A 24,537-nucleotide genomic window follows, 5' to 3' on the forward strand; every position below is an offset into this window, starting at 1 on the left:
GTGCAAAGTGTATTGTAACTATATAAGGGATGCTAGTTTCAAACCGTTGCGGTTACAATAGCGCTAAGCTTTTGTTTTTAAGGACCAGAGATGAACCAACTTCAACGATTTTATAACTGGATTGCCTCTTCACCATCTCTATTCGTACTAACTCCGCCATTCGAGTCTCTGCAGACTCTGCCAAAAAGCCCTCTAACTGACCTGCATTACCAAGGCAACCCTAGACTCGGTTTTCTCTACCAACATTTATGTACCCAGGTTCTCGTCAACAGTGGCCAATATTCTATCGAGCTAGAAGAAGTTCAACTCCATAGGGAAAACGGCCAGACACTCGGGGCCATCGATCTGATTTTGAAAAATGAAAGCTCGAATCAATTAGAGCACTGGGAAGTGGCAATTAAATTCTATTTATTGCACCAAGGTGTTTGGTACGGCCCTAACGCCCACGACCAGCTGGATAAGAAACTTAATCGTATGCTCTCTCATCAATTAAAAATGAGTAGTTCAACGCAATTTTCATCTCAGTACCCTGAATTAGACAATTTAACTGAGCATCTCCTGCTTCAGGGGCGGCTCTATATTAATCCATTTTCAAGCGAGACCGTTCCCACACACTGTTTAGGCTATGAAATCGACACAACCCAAATATCGGGTTTTTGGTGTTATGAAAGTCAGTGGGAGCTCATTGACGAGCCTCTATACCTACTAGACAAACCTTTCTGGGCAACCGGCAGACAAGACTTTGAGCAGCAAATTGACAAACCTGATGGCCGATTTGTTCATGCTCAGACTGAGCAAGGGCAATTTTGGTTTGTGCTCCCAGACAACTGGCCTCACGGATAGTCAATGAAACGCAATTCTCTGCACATTAAAAGCTCCTAAAAAAGAAAAGGCTGACACTAGGTCAACCTTTCTTTAGCTTAAGTATTTAATTTACAGGCCTGCGTCGGCAAACACTTTGTTCACGATCTCTTGCGCTTCGGATTCAATGTGCTTTAAATGCTCTGCACCTTTAAAGCTTTCACAGTAAATCTTATAAATATCTTCTGTTCCTGATGGGCGCGCCGCAAACCAACCATTATCAGTTGTTACTTTAAGGCCACCAATCGCAGCGCCGTTACCAGGAGCATGAGTTAAACGAGCGGTAATCTTATCCCCCGCTAGCGTCTCTGCTTTGACCATTTCTGCAGACAGCTTTTTCAACACCTCTTTTTGAGGCCCACTTGCTACTGCTTGAATGCGATTATATTGAGACTCACCATGCTTAGCTGCCAACTCTTCATAATATTCTTGTGGATTCTTGCCCGTTACCGCTGTGATTTCAGCAGCTAGCAAACACAAGATAATACCGTCTTTGTCTGTTGACCATGGAGTACCATCTTTACGCAAGAACGAAGCTCCTGCACTTTCTTCACCACCAAAGCCGAACTGTCCTTGATATAAACCATCAACGAACCACTTGAAACCAACTGGTACTTCACACAGCTCACGACCTAAATCTGCGACCACACGATCAATCAATGCACTAGAAACTAGCGTTTTACCCACTGCAACTTCACTTCCCCAATCTTGGCGATGGCGATACAGGTAATCAATGCACACAGCTAAGAAGTGGTTCGGGTTCATCAAGCCTTTAGGCGTCACGATACCATGGCGGTCGTAATCGGGATCATTACCAAAAGCTAAATCATACTCGTCTTTTAGCGCCAGTAATCCAGCCATAGCGTAAGGTGACGAACAATCCATGCGAACTACACCGTCTTTATCCAAAGACATAAACTGGAAAGAAGGATCGATAGCTTCACTGACTAGAGTAAGATCCAAGTTATACGCCGCGGCAATTTGTCGCCAGTAGTCGATCCCACTGCCGCCAAGCGGGTCAACCCCGATCTTGAGGTTTGCTTTTTGGATGGCCTCCATATCAATCACATTTACCAGATCGTCAACGTATGGTTTAACTAAGTCTTTCTCTGTGAAAAGTGCTGATGCTTTTGCCTCAGCTAGCGGCATACGCTTCACACCTTGTAAGCCTTCAGCAATCAGCATATTAGCTCGATCTTGGATCGCCTGAGTGAGCTCACCTTCTGCCGGACCACCGTGCGTTGGGTTGTACTTGATACCACCATCTTGCGGCGGGTTGTGTGATGGCGTGATGACAATGCCATCAGCTCTATCTTGATGTTTAAGGTTATGAGTCAAAATCGCGTGTGACACCCCTGGCGTCGGCGTGTAACCATTGTCTTGCTGAACAACGACTTGAACTCCGTTTGCAATCAATACTTCAACAACACTGGAAAAAGCAGGCTCTGACAAAGCATGCGTATCTTTGCCTACAAATAGAGGCCCAGTCGTTTTTTTCTCAGCACGCACTTCGGCTATCGCTTGGGCGATCGCCAAGATATGATTTTCGTTGAAGGTAGATTTGTCCGCAGTACCGCGGTGTCCAGAAGTACCGAATTCAACCTTGTGTTGTGGATTAGCAGAGTCAGGTTGAAGTAGGAAATAGTTCGCGACAAGTGCAGGAATATTATGCAGGTCCTGCTGTTGGGCTTTTTGTCCCGCGCGTGGGTGCATAGCCATTTTGACATCCTTTCTTAAAAATTATCAGAAACAAAAAAACCTCATAATACTCAGAGCTATTTGAACATTATGAGGTTTAAATCAGAATTCTTAAATTGAGTTCGTGACCTTCTCAATTAAATCAGCGGGGAAGTTCATTCTCGCCATCAACTGATCAACCATTTGGCGCTTGCGACTGGTGTTGTTGTTAGTAATCACCCAGAAAGGCGAGCCAGGAATCGCTTTTGGTTTTGTCGTGTTACCGCTCTCTAGCAACGTTTGCTCATTATTAGCAAAATACACGCGCTTACGACCTTTGACTTGAGTTGCTTCTGAAAATCCCTGCGGGTCAATGCGGTTCAGAGTCGACAATACCAGCATGAATCGATCAATGGCCTTTTTCAGACCAGCAAACTCATCAGAAATCAGCAATGAGCGCATTGCTTTTACGCTATCTACTTTCTCTTCTTTTGCAGCATCACGACTCACCACAATTCCTTTAGGTTGTGCGGCTTGCACGACTGGTGCTGATGCTTGATTCTGCTCATCAACCGCGAGAAGGCGACGTAAAATGTCTGATGCACTTTCACCGATGTGTTGGGTTTGACCTGCGATGTAACGGTATAGATCCTCATCAACCTCAATTGTTTTCATTCGCTTTTCACAATCTCTATGTTTAAACTCTGTGGGATTATATACCCAAGTCCCCTCAATATGCGAGTTCCAGATTTGCTAACTGAAGCAGATCCATGGCCGAATGAGGCGCTACGTTAAACCAGTCACGAATAGAATAAAATGTCACAACTGCTCAACTATAAAATCGAAGGTGAGGGTCACACCATAGTTTTGATCCACGGCTTATTTGGCAACCTAGATAACCTGGGTCTACTCGCTCGTGATTTACGCCAAGATTTTCAGGTGGTCAGCATTGATCTGCGCAATCATGGTTTGTCTTTTCAATCCCCTCAACACAATTATGAGTTGATGGCTGAAGATGTATTAAATACGCTGCAGCACCTTGAGCTTGAACGCTACATACTGATTGGTCACTCGATGGGCGGTAAAGTGGCAATGAAATTAGCAGAGCTTGCTCAAACTCAAGTTGAAAAGCTGTTGGTTTTAGATATGGCGCCGGTTGCTTACAGCCAACGTCGACACGACAATGTTTTTGCGGGCCTAAAAGCTGTACTGGAACAGAAACCAACTTCACGTAAGCAAGCTCTCGATATTCTCGCTCAGCACATAGAGATTGAAGGCGTCAGGCAGTTTCTTGGCAAGTCGCTATACAATAAAGGTGAGCATTTAGAATGGCGTTTCAATGTTGCTAGCCTTTGGGACAATTACGCACAGATTTTAGGTTGGAATCCAATAGATAAAATCACCACTCCCACTCTGATGGTGAAAGGTGGAGACTCAGACTACCTCACCACTGAGCATCAAAGTGAAGTGCAAAAGCAATTCGCCAACGTAAAAGCGCATGTTATTGCTAATACTGGTCACTGGTTACACGCAGAAAAACCCCAAGAAGTTTTGCGTGCGATACGCAAATTTATCGCTTAAAAACAGAATGAGAGGTCAGTTGCGCCCAGCCCGTTAACTTTATCTTTTAACAGTGGTATAGTTCGGCGCAAGTAATTTGGCATAAAGGGATCCCATGCTCTACGACTATATGAACATGCTCGAGTCCATTGGTCTCGATCTTCTTTTCGCGTCTATCTTTTTCCTGATTGGTATGGCGATTAAAGACGTGTTAAAGGCTGGGAATGTTCCTCCTTTTGGTCGTCGCATTGTATGGTTAGTCCTATTCCTTGGTTGTGCTGGATTTATCGCCAAAGGCATTATTCAGATTAGCTGGGAAGGTGGCGGTATCGGCTGATATCAACCGGAACCCACAACAGAAATTAGTAAAGGTAACGAATCTATGGCAAGTGTAGGCATCTTCTTTGGTAGCGACACAGGTAACACTGAAGCTGTTGCAAAGATGATTCAAAAGCAACTAGGTAAACAACTGATTCACGTTCAAGATATCGCGAAAAGTAGCAAAGAGGATATCGATAACTTCGATCTTCTGCTACTCGGCATTCCAACTTGGTACTATGGTGAAGCGCAATGTGACTGGGATGATTTTTTCCCAGAGCTAGAGCAAATTGACTTCTCTACCAAGCTTGTTGCTATCTTTGGCTGTGGTGACCAAGAAGATTACGCTGAGTACTTCTGTGATGCGATGGGCACTGTGCGTGACATTGTCGAAGCTAAAGGCGGAACTATCCTAGGCTACACATCGACGGAAGGTTACGAATTCGAAGCCTCTAAAGGACTCGTCGAAGGTGATGACAGCCAGTTTGTTGGTCTATGCATTGACGAAGATCGCCAGCCTGAACTTACTGATGAACGCGTAACTAACTGGTGTAAACAAATTCACGAAGAAATGTGCTTAGCTGAGTTAGAAGGCTAACCAAGTTCTTTGAAAGTTCTCTTTAGAGCATCTTTGATGGATTGAAAATACCCTCAAGCATGTATGTTTGAGGGTATTTTTTTGTAGGCAAAACGAATTTAAATCAAATCGATGAGATCTTGTTCTGTTTTGATTTCTATCCCTAGTTCTTGAGCCTTCGCCAGTTTAGAACCGGCATTTTCGCCAGCAAATAAGATATCCGTTTTCTTACTGACACTACCGGTCACCTTTGCGCCTAATTCCTGTAAGGCTGCTTTTGCTTCATTGCGAGAAAGTTGAGACAACGATCCCGTCAGTACCACCGTCTTCCCAGCTAAAGGTTGAGGGATATCTTGGCTTTTCTCTTCGATTGCCGGCCACACTATGCCTTGTTCGATGAGATCATCGATCACTTGTTGATTTTTCTCTTGACCAAAGAAAGCAATCACATGACTAGCAACAATATTTCCTATATCGGACACCTCAATTAGCTGCTCATGAGTGGCCGTTTTAACCGCATCTAGGGTTTTAAAATGTTGAGCTAAATTCGCTGCGGTCGCCTCACCAACCTCTCGAATACCAAGAGAGTACAGAAAGCGCAGTAAGGTTGTTGATTTCGCTTTATTGAGCGCATCCACTATATTTTGTGCTGATTTAGGGCCCATACGATCTAGGACCGTTATTACCCCAGCAGACAGTTTAAACAAATCAGCCGGAGTCTCGACCATCTCACGATCGACCAATTGTTCAATAACCTTGTCCCCTAAGCCATCAACATCCAAAGCTTTACGCGAGACAAAATGTTTGAGTGCTTCTTTACGTTGCGCCTGACAAACCAGACCTCCAGAGCATCTAGCCACCGCTTCGCCTTCAACACGTTCAATATCCGAGCTACACACCGGACACTGCTCAGGAAAGACAATATTTTTTGCAGATTCGGGCCTACGTTCTTTGATCACTGAAACGATTTGTGGAATAACGTCCCCCGCACGGCGGACAATCACACTATCTCCCACTTTGACGCCCAAACGTTCAATCTCATCGGCATTGTGCAACGTCGCGTTGCTGACAGTAACCCCACCAACAAAAACCGGTTCAAGCTTGGCCACTGGAGTAATCGCCCCTGTTCGGCCTACCTGAAACTCAACGCCATTAAGCAAGGTAATCTCTTCTTGTGCAGGAAACTTGTAGGCAATCGCCCATCGAGGAGCTCTCGCAACAAACCCCAGTTGTTCCTGCAGTACAATATCGTCCACTTTAATCACCACGCCATCAATCTCGTAAGAAAGAGCATCTCGACGCGTTAAAATATCGTGGTAATACGCTTTGACTTCATCAAGATTGGAGACTCGACGAGTCTCAGGACACATTGGCATTCCCCAACCTTTTAACTGCAAAAATCGCTCATAATGGCTCTTTGACAATGTGGCACCTTCTACCACACCAACGCTGTACGCATAAAAGCTCAATGGTCGAGTCGCCGTGATACGGGAGTCCAACTGACGCAGACTGCCTGCAGCGGCATTACGTGGATTGACAAACACTTTCTCGCCCTTTTTAAGTGCCTGTTGATTGAGCTTGTCGAAACCTGCCTTTGGCATAAAGACTTCACCGCGAACTTCAATACGTTGCGGCCAACCCTGACCACTAAGTTTAAGAGGAATGGATTTGATGGTGCGTACATTTTCGGTAATATTTTCTCCCGTAGCCCCATCACCTCGAGTGGCAGCCCGAACTAAGACTCCATTCTCATACAACAAGCTCACCGCAAGGCCATCCAGTTTCGGCTCGCAACAAAAAGCACTGAAATCAGCTGAGGGAGCACGCACTGTCATGCGTTTATAGAAACTGTCCAGTTCACTATCATCAAATGCATTATCCAAAGATAACATCGGAATCTCATGCGCTACCGATTCGAAACCACTAAGCGGCTGACCTCCGACACGCTGGCTTGGAGAGTCAAGAGTGATCAGCTCAGGGTGTTCCGCTTCAAGTGCTAACAGTTCTCGCATCAAGCGGTCATATTCCGCATCAGGAACCTCAGGGTTGTCTTCAACGTAGTACTTCACACCGTGGTAATGAAGGGTTTCACGTAACTGATTGAGTTTTTCTTGAATCTCTTGTGACATAACTAACTCTGTACTTAAACATTCTAATCACCAATATCATCGAGATATCAGCAAAGGATTTACAGGGGGATGAGTAGGCTTTACTGGCTTATTAACCAAACCATACTCAAAAAATAAAGGCTCCGGATTCGGAGCCTTTATAAGGTTCTTGGCGAATTACGCGCTTTTCGCCGCTTTAAAATCCTGAATTTGAGCTCGATACGCATCCAGACGATTCGGCGTCATCAGGTTACGAGCATCATCCAAAACATTCGCTCCCAAGTCATCCGCGACCTGTTGCGCGGTTTTCAACATCAGTTTGAAGTTCTGCTCAGGGTCTCCATAACAAGGTAATGTCATAAAGAACGAAATACCCTGAGTGGTAAATTCTGCCGGATCGGTATGCTCAAGCGTACCTGGTTGCATCATATTCGCCACACTAAACAAAACCTTACCTGTACCCGACAAATCTGCATGGCGATGGAAAATATCCATTTCACCGTAAAGTAAACCATTCTGCTGCATACTATCGAACAATTTTGTACCCACAAATGGCTCAGAGCCCGCGCAGTGGACATTAAGAACAATAACCTGCATCTCGGGTTCTTCTTCGGTTTCTGAGGCGATCAGCTCTTCGTCATTCGCTTCAACGACCTCAGTGCTAATGTCATCGACGGCTGCCACTGGCTCGATAGAGGGCTCAACCTCATCCGGAACTTGAGTCGAAATAGAAGGCATATCGAGTTCAGGTTCGTTGACAATGTTCTGCTCTGCTACGGTTTGTGGAGGCTCAACCTCGGAATAACCATCAATCAGCGGATCTGCAGTAATATTGCCTTCAGTGAAATCCGGCTCTTTACGTTCTTTGCGAATAATTTCAAAATCATCCTCAGGCGCGAACGCACGCTCAGGCATGAGCTCAGAATCATCTTCTTTATCGACGTCTAACTTGCGAAGTGGCTTACTGCCAAACTTGGCTTTTCCTTCTTTTTTGCTTGTCCATAAACCGTGAAACAGTAGCGCTGCTATTGCTAAAGCTCCGACGATTATGAGTACAAATCGCAATTCCTGCATTTTTCGCTCTCAAATTATTCGATATACCTAGCCCGTAAACCAACTTATCGAATCTGGTTAAACCTTTCTATAACTAACTCTACCAAAACTCTCCCCTGTTTTAGAACAACTTAATGTGAGAAGTTCACGCAATGTTGTGATTTTGAACACGCTTTTTTCTTGTTAAGATAAAATACGTTCGTTTTTACACCATAACTCAGTCAGTGCTTATGAATTCAAAAATACATCAACGTTCCGGTTTTGGTTATTTCTTCTATGGCCTTGAGCTTGCGATCAAACCCGGTATTCGTCAATTTGTGCTACTGCCTTTATTAGCCAATATTCTGCTTGTTGGGGGGGCACTTTTTTACCTATTTTCTCATTTAGATATCTGGATTGAACAGCTCATGGGACAACTACCTGAGTTTCTTTCTTGGTTAAGCTATGTGCTGTGGCCTTTATTGGTCGTGACAATTTTAGCGACGTTTTCTTATTTCTTTAGCACATTAGCAAATTTTGTCGCGGCCCCATTTAATGGGTTACTGGCAGAAAAAGTGGAAGAATACCTAACAGGAAGTAAGGTCAATGAAGATGGCGTATTGGCAGTGGTTAAAGACACCCCAAGAATTCTAGCCAGAGAATGGAGAAAACTGCTTTATGTTCTACCAAAGGCTATCGGTCTGTTTATTTTATTGCTGATTCCCGCCTTAGGACAAACACTAGGCCCAGTTCTTTGGTTTGGGTTCACAGCGTGGATGCTTGCCATTCAATACTGTGATTATCCGTTTGATAACCATAAGGTCCCGTTTAATGAGATGCGTAACAGTTTGAAACAAAAACAAGGTAAGGCGTACAGCTTCGGCGCTTTAGTCGCCATCTTTACCACAATCCCAATTTTAAACCTGATTGTTATGCCTGTTGCTGTTTGTGGCGCGACAGCGATTTGGGTATCAGAGTTCAAGCGTTAACAGGTAAATAGTGCATGTTAGCTGAATAACATGCACTTCATCCCATTCTAATAAGTTATAACTTTTTAATCCTTCTCTACTATTTTCAGCTAGCCTACTCTTCTATCCACGCACTCTAATATTAAGCAAATAAATTACCAGCCTATTGCCCTCATACTATGGTCGATAAGCTTTTAACAGATGAAGGATCACGACATGAGCAAAATCTACGAAGATAACTCTCTTACCATCGGTAATACTCCTCTAGTACGTCTAAATAAAGTCAGTAAAGGTAAAGTACTGGCAAAAGTTGAAGCTCGTAACCCAAGCTTTAGTGTTAAATGTCGTATTGGCGCAAACATGATCTGGGAAGCGGAAAAAGAAGGTACCCTAAAACCGGGAGTAGAGCTTGTAGAGCCAACCAGTGGTAACACAGGTATTGCTCTGGCTTTCGTTGCCGCCGCTCGTGGTTACAAGCTTACTCTGACAATGCCAGAATCTATGAGTCTTGAGCGTCGTAAGCTTCTTAAAGCATTAGGTGCAAACCTTGAGCTCACAGAAGCAGCAAAAGGAATGAAAGGCGCAATCGCGAAAGCAGAAGAGATTGTGGCAAGCAACCCTGACAAATACCTACTATTACAACAGTTCAACAACCCAGCGAACCCACAAATCCACGAAAAAACCACAGGCCCTGAAATTTGGGAAGCCACTGATGGTGAAATTGATGTCTTCGTTGCTGGTGTTGGTACGGGTGGTACCATCACAGGCACAAGCCGATATATCAAAGAAGAGAAAGGCAAGAACATTGTTTCTGTGGCAGTAGAGCCAGCTGAGTCTCCAGTGATTGCACAAGCGCTAGCAGGGGAAGAGATTCAACCAGCACCACACAAAATCCAAGGTATTGGTGCAGGCTTCATCCCAGGCAACCTCGATTTAGAACTTTTAGACCGCGTTGAGTCCGTCACTTCTGAAGAAGCGATCGAAATGGCTCGCCGCCTAATGGAAGAGGAAGGAATTCTTGCTGGAATCTCTTCAGGCGCAGCCGTTGTAGCCGCGAACAGACTATCAGAACTACCTGAATTTGAAGGAAAAACCATCGTAACCGTTCTACCAAGCTCCGGTGAACGTTACCTCAGTTCTGCGTTGTTTGCTGGTATCTTTACCGAGAAAGAGAACCAACAATAATACGTAGCGAAATCAATTTTTCATCTAAAAAAGCCCCTTTCAGGGGCTTTTTTGTTGATCCTTGCCTCACCTTTGGTAATAATCAGGTCAGTTTTATTTTTAGCTTCAAAATAAAAGCTAAGTAAGAATTAACGCCAGTTATGATATCCAGCACAGATTGGAATCATAACCGGAAAACTTGCAATCAGTATCGGTTATGACACGAAATGAATAGTGTGTATTTGGCACATTACAGAGTTAAGGGTTAAGCTGATTCTGATTAAGAAACTATCAAAATATAAATCAATTGGGGTATATAACATGTACGAGAAGCAAGTAGAAATCACTGCAGAAAACGGTCTTCACACTCGTCCAGCTGCACAGTTCGTTAAAGAAGCGAAAGGCTTTGATGCGGACATCACTGTGACTTCTAACGGTAAAAGCGCTAGCGCAAAGAGCCTATTCAAACTGCAAACTCTTGGCCTTGTAAAAGGTACGCAAGTTACTATCTCAGCTGAGGGCCCTCAAGCTCAACAAGCTGTTGACCACCTAGTTGCTCTAATGGATCAACTACACTAATCCGGTCTCCTATTTCTAAAGCCATTTTGTGAAAGCAAAATGGCTTTGTTGGAAATAGGCCAAGATATAAGCTACACATTATCGTTAGCACACTCATATTTTCTCCCGTTTTAAAAGTTGACCAACTTAAGGTAAGGCTATGATTTCAGGCATCCTAGCATCTCCAGGTATTGCTATTGGTAAAGCACTACTCCTTCAAGAAGATGAAATTGTCCTAAACACTAACTCGATTACTGACGCTCAAGTCGACGCTGAAGTGGCACGTTTCTTTGACGCGCGTAACAAATCAGCAGCTCAGCTTGAAACCATCAAGCAAAAAGCGCTTGAAACTTTCGGTGAAGAGAAAGAAGCGATCTTCGAAGGTCATATCATGCTTCTTGAAGACGAAGAGCTAGAAGAAGAAATCCTAGCACTGATCAAAAATGACAAGATGCATGCTGATAACGCGATCCACACAGTTATCGAAGAACAGGCAACCGCTCTTGAGTCTCTAGACGACGAATACTTAAAAGAACGTGCAACAGATATCCGTGATATCGGCACGCGCTTTGTGAAAAATGCACTGGGCATTAACATTGTTTCGCTCAGCGACATTGATGAGGAAGTGATCCTAGTCGCTTACGACCTAACACCATCTGAAACAGCACAAATCAACCTTGATTACGTACTTGGTTTTGCTTGTGACATCGGCGGTCGTACTTCTCACACTTCAATCATGGCTCGTTCACTAGAACTTCCTGCTATCGTTGGTACTAACGATATCACTAAGCAAGTTAAGAACGGCGACATGTTGATTCTTGACGCAATGAACAACAAAGTCGTTATCAACCCATCTGAAGCTGAGCTAGCAGAAGCGAAAGCGGTTAAAGCCGCATTCATTGCCGAAAAAGAAGAGCTAGCAAAACTGAAAGACCTCCATGCAGAAACGACTGACGGTCACAGCGTAGAAGTATGCGGTAACATTGGTACCGTTAAAGACTGTGACGGTATCATTCGCAATGGTGGTGAAGGTGTAGGCCTGTACCGCACTGAATTCCTATTTATGGATCGTGACGCACTACCAACGGAAGAAGAGCAGTACCAAGCATACAAAGATGTTGCAGAAGCTATGAATGGTCAAGCGGTGATAATCCGTACTATGGATATCGGCGGTGACAAAGATCTCCCATATATGGACCTGCCACAAGAAATGAACCCGTTTCTAGGCTGGCGTGCTGTACGTATCAGCTTGGATCGCCGTGAAATTCTACGTGACCAGCTACGCGGTATTCTGCGTGCATCTGCACACGGTAAACTGCGTATCATGTTCCCTATGATCATCTCTGTTGAAGAAATTCGTGAGCTTAAGACAGCCATCGAAGAGTACAAAGCAGAACTCCGCGCTGAAGGTCATGCCTTCGATGAGAACATCGAAATCGGCGTCATGGTTGAAACACCAGCAGCTGCAGCAATCGCGCACCACCTAGCGAAAGAAGTCGCATTCTTCTCTATCGGTACCAACGACCTTACTCAGTACACACTAGCTGTAGACCGTGGTAACGAGATGATTTCTCACTTGTACAATCCTCTATCACCAGCAGTGCTGACAGTCATCAAGCAAGTGATTGACGCTTCTCACGCTGAAGGTAAGTGGACAGGTATGTGTGGCGAGCTAGCAGGAGATGAACGTGCCACGCTCCTACTTCTGGGCATGGGACTTGATGAGTTCTCTATGAGCGGCATCTCTATCCCTAAAGTGAAGAAAGTTATCCGTAACTCTAACTTCGCAGAAGTAAAAGCAATGGCTGAAGAAGCACTTTCTCTACCAACAGCGGCTGAAATTGAAGCGGTTGTAGAAAAATTCATCGCAGAGAAAACTCAATAATTAACTGATACCAATAAGATAGGCGGCTAAAAATAGTCGTCTATCTTGTGAGATTGGTATACTATAATTCGACAGAATTAAATAAAACGTTAGGAGCATGACACAATGGGTCTGTTTGACAAACTTAAGAAGCTAGTATCTGACGACAGCGCTGACGCAGGTGCAATTGAAATCATCGCGCCTCTTTCTGGTGAAATCGTAAACATCGAAGATGTGCCAGATGTCGTTTTTGCTGAGAAAATCGTTGGTGACGGTATTGCTATCAAACCAGCTGGCAGCAAAATGGTAGCTCCTGTAAACGGTACAATCGGTAAGATCTTCGAAACTAACCATGCATTCTCAATTGAGTCTGATGACGGTGTAGAGCTATTCGTTCACTTCGGTATCGACACGGTTGAACTAAAAGGCGAAGGCTTCAAGCGTATTGCTGAAGAAGGTCAGTCTGTTAAAGCTGGTGACACTATCATTGAGTTTGATCTTGCACTTCTTGAAGAAAAAGCAAAATCAACTCTGACTCCTGTTGTTATCTCTAACATGGACGAAATCAAAGAGTTGAACAAACTGTCTGGTTCAGTATCTGTTGGTGAAACACCTGTTTTACGTGTAACTAAGTAATAACCACTTAGCCAAACACAAAAAACGCAGCTCTTCAGCTGCGTTTTTTATTGCCTTTCTCTTAGATTATTTTAGCCCCAACGCATACTTCAATACCTGACTTTTTAACGGCCCAGCATTCTCAGCCACTTTCAGTGCGGCGTTGCGGACAAATTTCAGTGGAGCCAGATCGTTACTAAAACTCTTATAGAAAAAGTCCATGCCCGATTGCATAAGCAGGTTGTCAGGGCGACGTTTACGTTCGTAGAGCTTGAGCACTTCCTGCGAAAAATGTGTTTTTCCTTCCGTCACTTCAAGTAACGCTTCAACATCTTTAAAGCCAATATTCACCCCCTGCCCTGCTAGCGGGTTTATTGTATGCGCGGAATCACCAGCAAGCACGCAACCAAGGGCTGAATAGGACTGAGCATGTCTTCGAGTTAGAGGAAATGAGCCAGCTTGGAGCACTTTAATATCGCCTAATTCGGCAGGAAAATGACTCAGAACCTCTTGCCTTAGCTGCTCATTAGTCATAGAGCACAGCTGTTTTATTCGCTGAGGAGAATCATACCAGACCAATGAACCCTGATTACCGCATAACGGAAGAAACGAACGCGGTCCTGATGGTGTAAATTGCTGCCAGGTAATGTCTTGCTGTGGAAATTCTGTCTCAACATTGATCAACATACAATGTTGACGATAATCCCATGCCGTCACGCCAATCCCAGCCAGAGTTCTGACCTGAGAATTTGCTCCATCAGCCCCCACAATTAAGTCAGCCTGAAAAGACAGACCGGAATTTAAGCTAATAGAGCAAGGTTGACCAAACTCAATATGCTCCAATCGGTCTGGGCAGCAAAGCGTAATATTAGAGTAACGTTCAAATTCCCCCCACAGCCCTAACTGAATCAGGCGGTTTTCGACAATGTAGCCAAGTCGATCCATATTTAGCGCATCAGCATGAAAACGGGTTCTGCATTCCGGATGCTCCCAAGTCTCCAGCCTACGATAAGGACATACTCGCATCTGTACTATTGCCTGCCATGCACCCAGTTCTTCTAATATCGATACAGAATGCTCCGAGATTGCAGATACTCTGATATCCATCGGCTGTTCAGGTTCAAATGGCTGGGGAGCACGGCCTTCAACTACAACAACTTGTCGTCCTTGTTTTGCAAAACCGACAGCTATCGCAGCGCCAACCATACCTCCACCGATGATGGCTACATCATATCTGGTCATAACTTGTACTTTATTCGTTGATTATCAGGCTGTTTTTCATTGTACTTTTTCATTATCAAAATGTAACGAAAAACCTCAGCACAGATAAGGTCAAACCCCTTACATAACATAGGATTTAACTGAATGTGTGACAGCACTAGTCAGTGAGTTTTTAAAGCAGTACAATACGCCGCTTACCGCCGAGAGGGCGGCTAAAATATCGTCAGCCACCTTGAAGCTAAAGAGTGGCTGGCATGGTTACACTGGGCGATTTGCTCCCTTAATTTAAACTAACGATCGAGCGAACAACATGAGTAAAAAACTGCTAATTAAAACCTGGGGCTGCCAGATGAACGAATACGATTCATCTAAGATGGCTGATCTACTGAATGCGGCAAACGGCTATGAGCTAACAGAAGAACCAGAAGAAGCAGACGTACTACTACTGAATACCTGTTCTATCCGCGAAAAAGCGCAAGAGAAGGTATTCCACCAGCTAGGTCGTTGGAAAACCCTGAAAGACAAAAAAGAAGGCGTAGTCATCGGTGTGGGTGGCTGTGTCGCCACTCAAGAAGGCGATCACATTCGCGAGCGTGCTCCATACGTTGACGTGATCTTTGGCCCTCAGACCTTGCACCGTTTGCCAGAAATGATCAAACAATCGCAAAGCAACGAAGCGCCCGTCATGGACATTTCTTTTCCTGAAATAGAAAAGTTTGACCGCTTACCAGAGCCAAAAGCCGAAGGTGCAACAGCGTTTGTATCTATCATGGAAGGCTGCTCTAAGTACTGTACCTATTGTGTTGTACCCTACACGCGTGGTGAAGAAGTCAGTCGCCCAATGGATGATGTACTCTTCGAAATCGCGCAGCTTGCTGATCAAGGCGTACGTGAAGTAAACCTATTAGGTCAGAACGTAAACGCATACCGTGGCCCAACACATGAAGGCGATATTTGCTCTTTCGCAGAGTTGCTACGTCTTGTTGCCTCTATTGATGGCATCGATCGTATTCGCTTCACGACTAGTCACCCACTAGAGTTCACTGACGACATCATCGCCGTCTACGAAGATACACCAGAGCTGGTGAGCTTCCTGCACCTACCAGTACAAAGTGGTAGTGACCGCATTCTAACCATGATGAAGCGTCCACACACCGCGATTGAATACAAGTCGATCATTCGCAAGCTTCGTAAAGCACGCCCAGATATCCAAATCAGTTCGGACTTTATTGTTGGCTTCCCTGGTGAAACCGACATGGATCACCAAGCGACGATGAAGCTCATCAAAGACGTCGATTTCGACATGAGCTTTAGCTTTATCTTCTCTCCTCGCCCGGGTACACCAGCAGCTGATTACCCATGCGATCTTTCAGAGCAAGCCAAGAAAGAGCGTCTTTACGAGCTACAACAAACCGTCAACGCACAAGCAATGCGTTACTCTCGTCTAATGCTAGGTACTGAGCAGCGCGTTCTTGTTGAAGGGCCTTCGAAAAAGAACCTAATGGAGCTGCGAGCACGTACAGAGAATAACCGCGTGGTTAACTTTGAAGGCAACGCAGACCTAATTGGGCAATTTGTCGATGTCAAAATTACCGATGTTTTTGCTAACTCACTGCGTGGTGAAATTGTTCGCACCGAGAAAGACATGGATCTGCGAACTGTCATTTCTCCAACTCAAATGATGGCGAAAACCAAACGCGAAGATGAGCTAGGTGTAGCAACCTTTACGCCTTAAGTTTGAAATTAGCTTGAATTTACCCGACTCTGATACCATCTTAGAGAAAGGTAGATAAAGTCACTAAAAGCCCGGTCTAAATCGGGCTTTTTTAGAGTGACAAACAATGAGAGGCAACTTTGAGCAATAAAATTGTGACTCTAGAGATCGATCTAGAACCTTCAGACAACCGCCGCCTTGCTAGCCTTTGCGGTCCTTTCGATGACAATATCAAGCACTTAGAACGCCGTTTAGGTGTTGAGATCAGCTACCGAGGCAATTTCTTTACCATTGTAGGTAAACCTCATACCGCTGCTGCTGCTCTTGAAATCATCAAAACACTTTACGTCAACACCGCACCTGTACGCGGTAATATTCCAGATATTGAGCCAGAAGAAATCCATCTGGCGATCAAAGAAACTGGCGTTCTCGAGCAAGATACCGAATCTAACATCGAGCATGGGAAAGAGGTCTTTATCAAGACCAAAAAAGGCGTGATAAAACCGCGTACACCAAACCAGGCTCAGTATCTGGTCAATATGGTCACGCATGACATCTCTTTCGGTATTGGCCCAGCCGGTACAGGTAAGACATATCTTGCGGTTGCGGCAGCCGTAGATGCTCTAGAGCGTCAAGAGATTCGTCGTATTCTGCTAACACGTCCTGCTGTTGAAGCGGGTGAAAAACTGGGTTTTCTCCCTGGTGACTTAAGCCAAAAAGTCGATCCGTATCTACGCCCACTCTATGATGCGCTATTCGAAATGCTCGGCTTTGAAAAAGTCGAGAAGTTGATTGAACGCAATGTCATTGAAGTAGCGCCACTGGCTTATATGCGCGGTCGTACGTTGAATGATGCTTTCATTATTCTCGATGAAAGTCAGAACACTACTGTTGAACAGATGAAGATGTTCCTGACTCGTATCGGTTTTAATTCACGCGCAGTCATTACGGGTGACGTCACTCAAATCGACTTGCCACGTGGAGCAAAATCCGGGCTTCGCCACGCCATTGAAGTGCTTAACGAGGTGGATGAAATAAGCTTTAATTTCTTCCAATCTGACGATGTCGTTCGACACCCAGTGGTTGCACGTATCGTCAATGCCTATGAGAAGTGGGAAGCGCAAGATCAGAAAGAGCGTAAAGAGTATGAGAAGCGACGTCGTGAAGAGCGTGAAGCAAAACTTCAGGAAGCGCCAACGGCTCAGCCTACTGTCACTCCGGAGACGAAACCTTCATGAGCATCGAACTAGATCTTCAATTAGCAGTCGAAGATGAAAAAGGCCTACCAAGCTTTGAAGATGTTCATCTCTGGTTAAGTTCTGCTGTGGCAAAGTTTCAGCCTCAAGCCGAAGTCACTGTTCGTATTGTCGATGAGCAAGAAAGCCACCAGTTAAACCATGATTATCGTGGTAAAGATAAGCCAACCAATGTGTTGTCTTTTCCATTTGAAGCCCCTCCGGGTATTGAGATGGACTTACTGGGTGATCTTATCATCTGTAAACAAGTGGTGGAGCAAGAAGCTGCTCAGCAATCTAAGCGCTTAATGGCACACTGGGCGCATATGGTTGTACATGGTAGCCTGCATCTGCTAGGTTATGATCATATTGAGGATGACGAAGCCGAAGAGATGGAGTCCCTCGAAACAGAAATCATGCTAGATATGGGGTTTGAAGACCCATACATAGCTGAAAAAGAGTCACCTTAGGGTCACTCGCATGTGAGGGTTTGAGAGTTCATATTTACCTCTCTCAGATCCTCAACGTGAGCTATCACACTTCTGATAGCGTTACTTAATTGAGAAACAATGAACGAAGACAATTCGCCCTCTTCTCTAGAAGGTAAAAAAGAAAAATCTGAAGGTCCGAGTAGAAAGTCCTTCTTCGGACGCCTAGGTCAACTATTTCAAGGCGAACCTAAAGATCGCCAGGAGCTTGTGGAAGTATTCCGCGACTCAGAAGAAAATGACCTGATAGACCATGACACCCGAGACATGCTTGAAGGCGTTATGGAAATCGCAGAAATGCGCGTGCGCGATATTATGATCCCACGCTCTCAAATGGTTACCGTTGATCGTAGCGACGACTTAGACGCTCTGGTTAACCTGATTACTGATGCGCAACACTCGCGCTACCCTGTCATCAGTGAAGACAAAGACCATGTTGAAGGCATCCTGTTAGCGAAGGACTTACTTAAATATTTAGGCTCAGACAGCGCTCCATTTGATATTGAGCAAGTGATTCGCCCTGCGGTCGTTGTTCCTGAAAGTAAACGAGTAGATCGTCTACTAAAAGAGTTCCGTGAGGAACGTTATCACATGTCGATTGTCGTAGATGAGTTCGGTGGTGTTTCTGGTCTTGTGACTATCGAAGATATTCTCGAAGAAATCGTTGGAGACATCGAAGATGAGTTCGATGATGAAGAAGAGCTCGATATCCGTAAACTCAGCAAACACACCTACGCAGTAAAAGCCCTGACAACCATTGAAGAGTTTAACGAAACCTTTCATACCTCCTTCAGTGATGAAGAAGTGGATACCGTTGGCGGCATGGTAATGACAGCGTTCGGCCACCTCCCTTCACGTGGTGAAGTGGTGGAGATCGAAAACTATAGCTTTAAAGTTACCTCTGCGGATAACCGCCGGGTGTTGCAACTTCAAGTGACAATACCTGATGAAGAGCCTCTTCCGGAACCAGCTGAAGAGTAACGCTAATTTCCCCAAGTTGGGGTATTCAGAAGTATTACGATGATAAAAACACTTTTTCATCGCCTAAAACGGCCGCTTGCGGCCGTTTTTGTTGGCGCTCTCACCACTTTGGCTTTTGCTCCTTACCAATTGTGGCCATTGGCCTTGCTAAGCCCTGTAATATTATTAGCTTTAATTCATAACCAATCACCTAAGCGTGCTCTTTGGGTCGGTTATGCTTGGGGAATCGGCCAATTTGCCACCGGTATCAGTTGGGTTCATATCAGTATTGATAACTTTGGTGGCATGCCTAAGATAGCCAGCGTTTTCTTAATGGCACTCCTGATTGGCTACCTGTCACTTTATTCAGGGCTGTTTACTTGGAGCCTGAACCGATTTTTCCCCAAATCGAATCGAACACGATTTCTTCTCGCAGCCCCAGCGATTTGGTTAATCTGTGACTGGCTGCGCGGCTGGGTTATGACAGGGTTTCCATGGCTTTGGCTTGGTTACAGTCAAATTGACAGCCCATTAGCCAACTTTGCTCCTATTGGTGGTGTAGAACTACTAACAATACTCTTAGTCATTAGTGCTGGTAGCATCGTGTATGCTGCTCATCACAAACAATGGCTACATCTACTTATCCCTGCAGTCATTTTTGCGACTGGTTACGGACTAAAGTCGGCAAACTGGGTCACCCTCAATCCAGATAGCACTACTAAGATCGCACTGATACAAGGCAATGTAGATCAAGCGAAAAAATGGTTGCCTCAGGAACGCTGGCCAACCATTATGAAATATACGGATCTCACTCGTGAAAACTGGGACGCAGATATCATCATCTGGCCAGAAGCGGCTATTCCGGCTTTTGAGTTCGAAATTTCTTCGTACCTGAGCAACTTAGATTCAGCAGCCAGAATGAATAACAGTGCCGTTATTACAGGAGTGGTGAACCAAGGAGAAGACCGCCAGTTTTACAACAGTATTCTCACTGTTGGTCAAACTCCTTACGGTGACTACAGCTTTGATATGACTGAGCGCTACCATAAGCACCACCTGTTGCCTTTTGGTGAGTTTGTACCTTTTGAAGATATCCTCAGACCATTAGCACCGCTGTTTAATTTACCTATGTCTTCTTTCAGTCGTGGAGACTTCATCCAACCAAATATAGATGCTAATGGCAAACAGATGGCTCCCGCCCTCTGTTACGAGATTATTTTCAATGAACAGGTGCGTGAAAATGTCACTGAGGATACTGACTTTATTTTAACCTTATCTAATGATGCATGGTTCGGTAGATCAATCGGTCCTCTGCAGCACATGGAAATCGCTCGAATGAGAGCACTTGAATTGGGTAAACCTGTCATTCGTTCAACAAACAACGGAGTGACCGCAGTGACCGACTACAAAGGTAGAATCACAGCACAAGTCCCCCAATTCAATACTGAGGTACTGCGTACAGAGGTTATCTCGACAAGTGGTCAGACACCCTACCGAGTATTTGGTACTTGGCCTTTGTATATCTGGGTAATGCTCAGTTTAATAATAGGTTGGCGATTGAAAGATTAAACAAGAAAACGTTAAGGGCTGGTCATATTGACCAGCCCTTAATCCATTCGATAAGCCATTCCACTCATATAGCTTTGTTAAGCACTGACTTAGGGTTTTAAAGCTTGGCGACTAAATGCTTTGCTGCCACATTTGGTACAAGGAATGATGACCGTCGGGTGGTTATATTGAGTTTTATGCCCACAATCGTCACACACTAGAACGCCAAGACCAATCACTTCACCAGCCTGATAAAGTCCTTGATGCTCAAGATCAGCAAATAACTCCACCCACTCAACTTTAGTACGATCTGTGATTTCCAATAACCCTTGCCAAATAGAATCGGCGACCATCAGATAAAAAGGTCCGCTCTTAGACTCTTCATAGCTATCCGCAAATTCCTTTAAATCTGATTTCACGTAGGCGGACACCAGTGCCAGCTCATCCTTGGTCAAATCATTGGCCGCTTCTACCACCTTTTCTGAGGTTTCAAAAACGTGCTTGACCTCATCGGGACTGTGTTTGAGTGCTTCCACCACATCATCAAACATTTCCTCATAACCTGCTTTACGTTTTGGCATAGTAACCTCCTTCTAACCGCTCAGAAGAATTGAGCTCCGTAGACTATTGTTGTGCTCCTCTCCTTTAGGTATTCTATGACGATCTATTTATGTCTGTTCGAACTGAACTCACAATTTCCAAGATAACCGGATATCATCGATGCAAGAGCAATATAACCCGCAAGATATTGAACGAAAAGTTCAAAAGCACTGGGATGACAACAAAACCTTTGTTGTAAGTGAAGACCCAAACAAAGAAAAATTCTACTGTCTCTCTATGTTCCCTTATCCAAGTGGTCGACTGCACATGGGTCACGTGCGTAACTATACTATCGGTGATGTAGTCTCTCGTTTCCAGCGCCTACAAGGCAAAAACGTCATGCAGCCAATCGGTTGGGATGCATTTGGTCTACCTGCGGAAAACGCTGCTGTTAAGAACAACACAGCTCCCGCACCTTGGACGTACGAAAACATCGAATACATGAAAAACCAGCTTAAGCTTCTTGGCTTTGGTTACGACTGGAACCGTGAATTCGCAACATGTACACCTGAGTACTACCGTTGGGAACAAGAATTCTTCACTAAGCTCTACAATAAAGGCCTAGTTTACAAGAAGACTTCATCAGTTAACTGGTGTCCAAACGACCAAACCGTACTTGCTAACGAGCAGGTTGAAGACGGCTGCTGCTGGCGCTGTGATACTCCAGTCGAGCAAAAAGAAATTCCTCAGTGGTTCATCAAGATCACAGAGTACGCTCAAGAACTGCTTGACGACCTAGACAAACTTGAAGGTTGGCCTGAAATGGTTAAGACCATGCAGCGTAACTGGATCGGTCGCTCTGAAGGTGTGGAACTCAAGTTTGAAGTTAAGGGTCAGCAAGATCTAGAAGTTTACACAACGCGTCCAGACACACTAATGGGTGTGACTTACGTAGGTATCGCAGCAGGTCACCCTCTAGCGGCAATCGCAGCTGAGAACAACCCTGAGCTTGCTGCATTTATCGAAGAGTGTAAGAACAACAAAGTAGCGGAAGCTGAGCTTGCGACAATGGAGAAGAAAGGTATGGCAACTGGCCTTACTGCTATTCACCCATTAAACGGTCGTGAAGTACCAGTTTACGTGGCTAACTTCGTACTGATGGACTACGGTACTGGTGCTGTAATGGCAGTACCTGCACACGACCAACGTGATTTTGAGTTCGCGACTAAATACGGCCTAGACATCATCCCTGTGATCAAGCCTGCTGATGACAGCGAGCTAAATATCTCTGAAGAAGCGTACACTGAGAAAGGCGTACTATTCGATTCAGGTGAGTTCGATGACCTTGATTTCCAAGCAGCATTCGATGCAATCGCGGCGAAGCTAGAAGCAGAAGGCAAAGGTACTAAGACTGTAAACTTCCGTCTACGTGACTGGGGTGTATCTCGTCAACGTTACTGGGGCGCACCAATCCCAATGGTAACCACTGAAGATGGTGAAGTTCACCCAGTACCAGCTGACCAACTACCAGTGATTCTTCCTGAAGACGTGGTAATGGATGGCGTAACAAGCCCAATCAAAGCCGACAAAGAGTGGGCAAAGACTACCTTTAACGGCGAACCTGCTCTACGTGAAACAGATACGTTCGATACCTTCATGGAATCTTCCTGGTACTACGCACGTTACTGTTCACCACAAGCTGACGACATCCTAAATCCAGAGAAAGCAAACTACTGGCTACCAGTAGACCAGTACATCGGTGGTATCGAGCACGCTTGTATGCACCTACTGTACTCACGCTTCTTCCACAAGCTTCTACGTGATGCAGGTTACGTAACGTCTGACGAACCGTTTAAGCAACTACTGTGTCAAGGCATGGTTCTAGCGGATGCGTTCTACCACGAGAACGACAAAGGCGGTAAAGAGTGGGTTGCTCCAACTGACGTTGCTGTAGAGCGTGACGGTAAAGGTCGTATCACTTCTGCTAAAGACAGCGAAGGTCGTGACGTAACACACTCGGGCATGATCAAAATGTCTAAGTCGAAGAACAACGGTATCGACCCACAAGAGATGGTAGACAAGTACGGTGCTGATACAGTACGTCTATTCATGATGTTCGCGTCTCCTGCAGACATGACACTTGAGTGGCAAGAGTCTGGCGTTGAAGGTGCTAACCGTTTCCTGAAACGTGTTTGGAAACTCGTTAACGAGCACGCTTCGAAAGGCGCTGCAGAAGCGGTTGATACATCTGTACTGTCTAGCGACCAGAAAGCACTTCGTCGTGACATACACAAAACTATCGCCAAAGTGACTGACGATATCGCTCGTCGTCAAACGTTCAACACAGCAATCGCAGCTATCATGGAACTTATGAACAAGCTAGCGAAAGCGCCTCAAGAATCAGCTCAAGATCGCGCCATCCTTGATGAAGCACTACAAGCTGTTGTTGTAATGCTTTACCCAATCACTCCGCACATCTCATTCGAAATGTGGGCAGCTCTGGGTCAAGAAGATATCGACAACGCAGCATGGCCAACTTTTGATGAAAAAGCACTGGTTGAAGACGAGAAGCTAATCATCGTTCAGGTTAACGGTAAGCTACGTGCGAAACTAACAGTACCAGCGGACATCTCTAAAGAAGATATCGAAGCGCTTGGTCTAAACGATGAGAACGTGACTAAGTTCACTGAAGGCAAAACCGTACGTAAAGTTATCTACGTACCAGGTAAGCTTCTTAACATTGTTGCGAACTAAGAAAGTGTTGCGAACTAATCGCAAATAAGTAAGTCTTAAGCAGGGTATTCATTATAGTACCCTGCTTTATTTACCTCAGTGTATTCAATGAGTAGCCTGAGATAAATATCCCAATAATCGAGAAACATCCACTAATGCGCCTATTTTCAATATCTACTTTAAAGCTAGCCAGTGTTGTTCTTACTGCGAGCCTACTTTCTGCCTGTGGTTTCCACCTTCGTGGTGATTACTCTATCCCAGATGAACTTGAGACCATGTCGCTAACTAGTTATGACCAATACAGCAACTTTACTCGAATGATGAAAGGTCAGTTGCGCATGAGTGAAATTGAAGTCGTTCCACCAGCAGATAATATTCCCAACCTCCATTTAATCAGTGAAGGCGTTGGTGAGCGCACTTTATCGCTTTACCAAAACACGCGTGCAGCCGAGAAAGAACTAACATTTCGTGCTTCTTACCGTGTAACCATTCCAGAGTTGGGTGAAAAAACCTTTTCTACCAGCGTTACTCGCAGCTACTTGGATAACCCACTCACCGCTCTGGCAAAGTCAGTGGAACGAGATATGATTGAAGACGAAATGCGCAAACTGGCCGCATCGCAAATTATTCGTCAGATGGCACGATTAAAAGCTGATATAGAAGCCAATGAGCTTGAAATGGAAGAACAGGACATTCAGTTAAAGGCCGATGAAGAGCAATACCGCGTAAGGACCTACTTTTCAGATGAGTTCGCAACGCCTTCTGACAACAACTCTAACCTTCAGTAGAGCACCCA

22 protein-coding genes are annotated in these 24,537 nt (G+C 44.9%); 16 read left to right on the forward strand and 6 right to left on the reverse strand.

The genetic code is table 11. The features are described from left to right. Window positions 1-90 precede the first annotated feature (90 nt). Window positions 91-843: a DUF1853 family protein gene (locus L1D31_RS17420; RefSeq protein ID WP_239838329.1), complete on the forward strand. Its 753-nt coding sequence runs from the start codon at window positions 91-93 to the stop codon at window positions 841-843. 90 nt (window positions 844-933) lie between these two features. Here the strand turns inward: L1D31_RS17420 and pgm are convergent, their stop codons facing one another. Both pgm and seqA read right to left on the reverse strand, forming a co-directional pair. Continuing rightward, the gene (gene pgm / locus L1D31_RS17425) at window positions 934-2,580 is read right to left on the reverse strand and encodes a phosphoglucomutase (alpha-D-glucose-1,6-bisphosphate-dependent) (protein WP_239838330.1); all 1,647 of its coding nucleotides are present in this window, start codon (window positions 2,578-2,580) and stop codon (window positions 934-936) included. A gap of 90 nt (window positions 2,581-2,670) precedes the next feature. After that, on the reverse strand, window positions 2,671-3,213 hold the full coding sequence (gene seqA, locus L1D31_RS17430; RefSeq protein ID WP_239838331.1) for a replication initiation negative regulator SeqA: 543 nt from the start codon (window positions 3,211-3,213) through the stop codon (window positions 2,671-2,673). Window positions 3,214-3,354: 141 nt separating this feature from the next. On the opposite strand from seqA, the gene L1D31_RS17435 reads away from it, so the two are divergent. From L1D31_RS17435 to fldA, 3 genes are all read left to right on the forward strand, one after another. Further along, a complete protein-coding gene (locus L1D31_RS17435; RefSeq protein WP_239838332.1) occupies window positions 3,355-4,119 on the forward strand; it encodes an alpha/beta fold hydrolase in 765 nt (254 codons plus the stop codon). 94 nt (window positions 4,120-4,213) lie between these two features. Continuing rightward, a complete protein-coding gene (locus L1D31_RS17440; protein ID WP_239838333.1) occupies window positions 4,214-4,435 on the forward strand; it encodes a DUF2788 domain-containing protein in 222 nt (73 codons plus the stop codon). A 45-nt stretch (window positions 4,436-4,480) separates the two neighbouring features. Continuing rightward, complete coding sequence (gene fldA / locus L1D31_RS17445; RefSeq protein ID WP_239838334.1) at window positions 4,481-5,014, forward strand: flavodoxin FldA; 534 nt, start codon at window positions 4,481-4,483, stop codon at window positions 5,012-5,014. 98 nt (window positions 5,015-5,112) lie between these two features. On the opposite strand, the gene ligA is transcribed toward fldA, so the two are convergent. Continuing rightward, complete coding sequence (ligA, locus tag L1D31_RS17450) at window positions 5,113-7,122, reverse strand: NAD-dependent DNA ligase LigA (RefSeq protein ID WP_239838335.1); 2,010 nt, start codon at window positions 7,120-7,122, stop codon at window positions 5,113-5,115. A gap of 156 nt (window positions 7,123-7,278) precedes the next feature. Next, window positions 7,279-8,175, reverse strand: a complete 897-nt coding sequence (zipA, locus tag L1D31_RS17455; protein ID WP_239838336.1) for a cell division protein ZipA — start codon at window positions 8,173-8,175, stop codon at window positions 7,279-7,281. A 209-nt stretch (window positions 8,176-8,384) separates the two neighbouring features. Between zipA and cysZ the strand changes: the two genes are divergently transcribed. From cysZ to crr, 5 genes are all read left to right on the forward strand, one after another. Further along, a complete protein-coding gene (gene cysZ, locus L1D31_RS17460) occupies window positions 8,385-9,122 on the forward strand; it encodes a sulfate transporter CysZ (RefSeq protein ID WP_239838337.1) in 738 nt (245 codons plus the stop codon). Between the two features lie 195 nt (window positions 9,123-9,317). Then, entirely contained in the window at window positions 9,318-10,286 is a 969-nt protein-coding gene (gene cysK / locus L1D31_RS17465; RefSeq protein WP_239838338.1) for a cysteine synthase A, read from the forward strand. 300 nt (window positions 10,287-10,586) lie between these two features. Continuing rightward, window positions 10,587-10,844: an HPr family phosphocarrier protein gene (locus tag L1D31_RS17470; protein ID WP_006957371.1), complete on the forward strand. Its 258-nt coding sequence runs from the start codon at window positions 10,587-10,589 to the stop codon at window positions 10,842-10,844. A 139-nt stretch (window positions 10,845-10,983) separates the two neighbouring features. After that, a complete protein-coding gene (ptsI, locus tag L1D31_RS17475) occupies window positions 10,984-12,708 on the forward strand; it encodes a phosphoenolpyruvate-protein phosphotransferase PtsI (protein WP_239838339.1) in 1,725 nt (574 codons plus the stop codon). Between the two features lie 105 nt (window positions 12,709-12,813). Then, window positions 12,814-13,323 carry a PTS glucose transporter subunit IIA gene (gene crr, locus L1D31_RS17480; RefSeq protein ID WP_239838340.1) on the forward strand — a complete coding sequence of 170 codons (510 nt, stop codon included), beginning with the start codon at window positions 12,814-12,816 and terminating at the stop codon, window positions 13,321-13,323. Between the two features lie 66 nt (window positions 13,324-13,389). On the opposite strand, the gene L1D31_RS17485 is transcribed toward crr, so the two are convergent. Next, window positions 13,390-14,544, reverse strand: a complete 1,155-nt coding sequence (locus L1D31_RS17485) for a 2-octaprenyl-3-methyl-6-methoxy-1,4-benzoquinol hydroxylase (protein ID WP_239838341.1) — start codon at window positions 14,542-14,544, stop codon at window positions 13,390-13,392. A 289-nt stretch (window positions 14,545-14,833) separates the two neighbouring features. Between L1D31_RS17485 and miaB the strand changes: the two genes are divergently transcribed. From miaB to lnt, 5 genes are all read left to right on the forward strand, one after another. Continuing rightward, window positions 14,834-16,258 (forward strand): tRNA (N6-isopentenyl adenosine(37)-C2)-methylthiotransferase MiaB, encoded by a 1,425-nt coding sequence (miaB, locus tag L1D31_RS17490; protein ID WP_239838342.1) that lies wholly within the window; start codon window positions 14,834-14,836, stop codon window positions 16,256-16,258. A 119-nt stretch (window positions 16,259-16,377) separates the two neighbouring features. After that, complete coding sequence (locus L1D31_RS17495) at window positions 16,378-17,475, forward strand: PhoH family protein (RefSeq protein WP_239838343.1); 1,098 nt, start codon at window positions 16,378-16,380, stop codon at window positions 17,473-17,475. Continuing rightward, entirely contained in the window at window positions 17,472-17,942 is a 471-nt protein-coding gene (gene ybeY / locus L1D31_RS17500) for an rRNA maturation RNase YbeY (RefSeq protein WP_239838344.1), read from the forward strand. The genes L1D31_RS17495 and ybeY overlap by 4 nt, the downstream gene beginning before the upstream one ends. A 99-nt stretch (window positions 17,943-18,041) precedes the next feature. Further along, window positions 18,042-18,941 (forward strand): CNNM family magnesium/cobalt transport protein CorC, encoded by a 900-nt coding sequence (gene corC / locus L1D31_RS17505; RefSeq protein ID WP_239838345.1) that lies wholly within the window; start codon window positions 18,042-18,044, stop codon window positions 18,939-18,941. 39 nt (window positions 18,942-18,980) lie between these two features. Continuing rightward, window positions 18,981-20,489: an apolipoprotein N-acyltransferase gene (gene lnt, locus L1D31_RS17510; RefSeq protein ID WP_239838346.1), complete on the forward strand. Its 1,509-nt coding sequence runs from the start codon at window positions 18,981-18,983 to the stop codon at window positions 20,487-20,489. Window positions 20,490-20,578: 89 nt separating this feature from the next. On the opposite strand, the gene L1D31_RS17515 is transcribed toward lnt, so the two are convergent. Continuing rightward, the gene (locus L1D31_RS17515; RefSeq protein ID WP_239838347.1) at window positions 20,579-21,049 is read right to left on the reverse strand and encodes a zinc ribbon-containing protein; all 471 of its coding nucleotides are present in this window, start codon (window positions 21,047-21,049) and stop codon (window positions 20,579-20,581) included. 139 nt (window positions 21,050-21,188) lie between these two features. On the opposite strand from L1D31_RS17515, the gene leuS reads away from it, so the two are divergent. Together leuS and lptE are read left to right on the forward strand one after the other, a co-directional pair. After that, window positions 21,189-23,762, forward strand: a complete 2,574-nt coding sequence (leuS, locus tag L1D31_RS17520; protein ID WP_239838348.1) for a leucine--tRNA ligase — start codon at window positions 21,189-21,191, stop codon at window positions 23,760-23,762. Between the two features lie 134 nt (window positions 23,763-23,896). Further along, entirely contained in the window at window positions 23,897-24,529 is a 633-nt protein-coding gene (gene lptE, locus L1D31_RS17525) for an LPS assembly lipoprotein LptE (protein WP_239838349.1), read from the forward strand. The last annotated feature ends 8 nt before the right edge of the window (window positions 24,530-24,537 follow it).

Source organism: Vibrio sp. Isolate23 (assembly GCF_022398095.1).
In the GTDB taxonomy this organism is placed as follows: domain Bacteria; phylum Pseudomonadota; class Gammaproteobacteria; order Enterobacterales; family Vibrionaceae; genus Vibrio; species Vibrio coralliilyticus_A.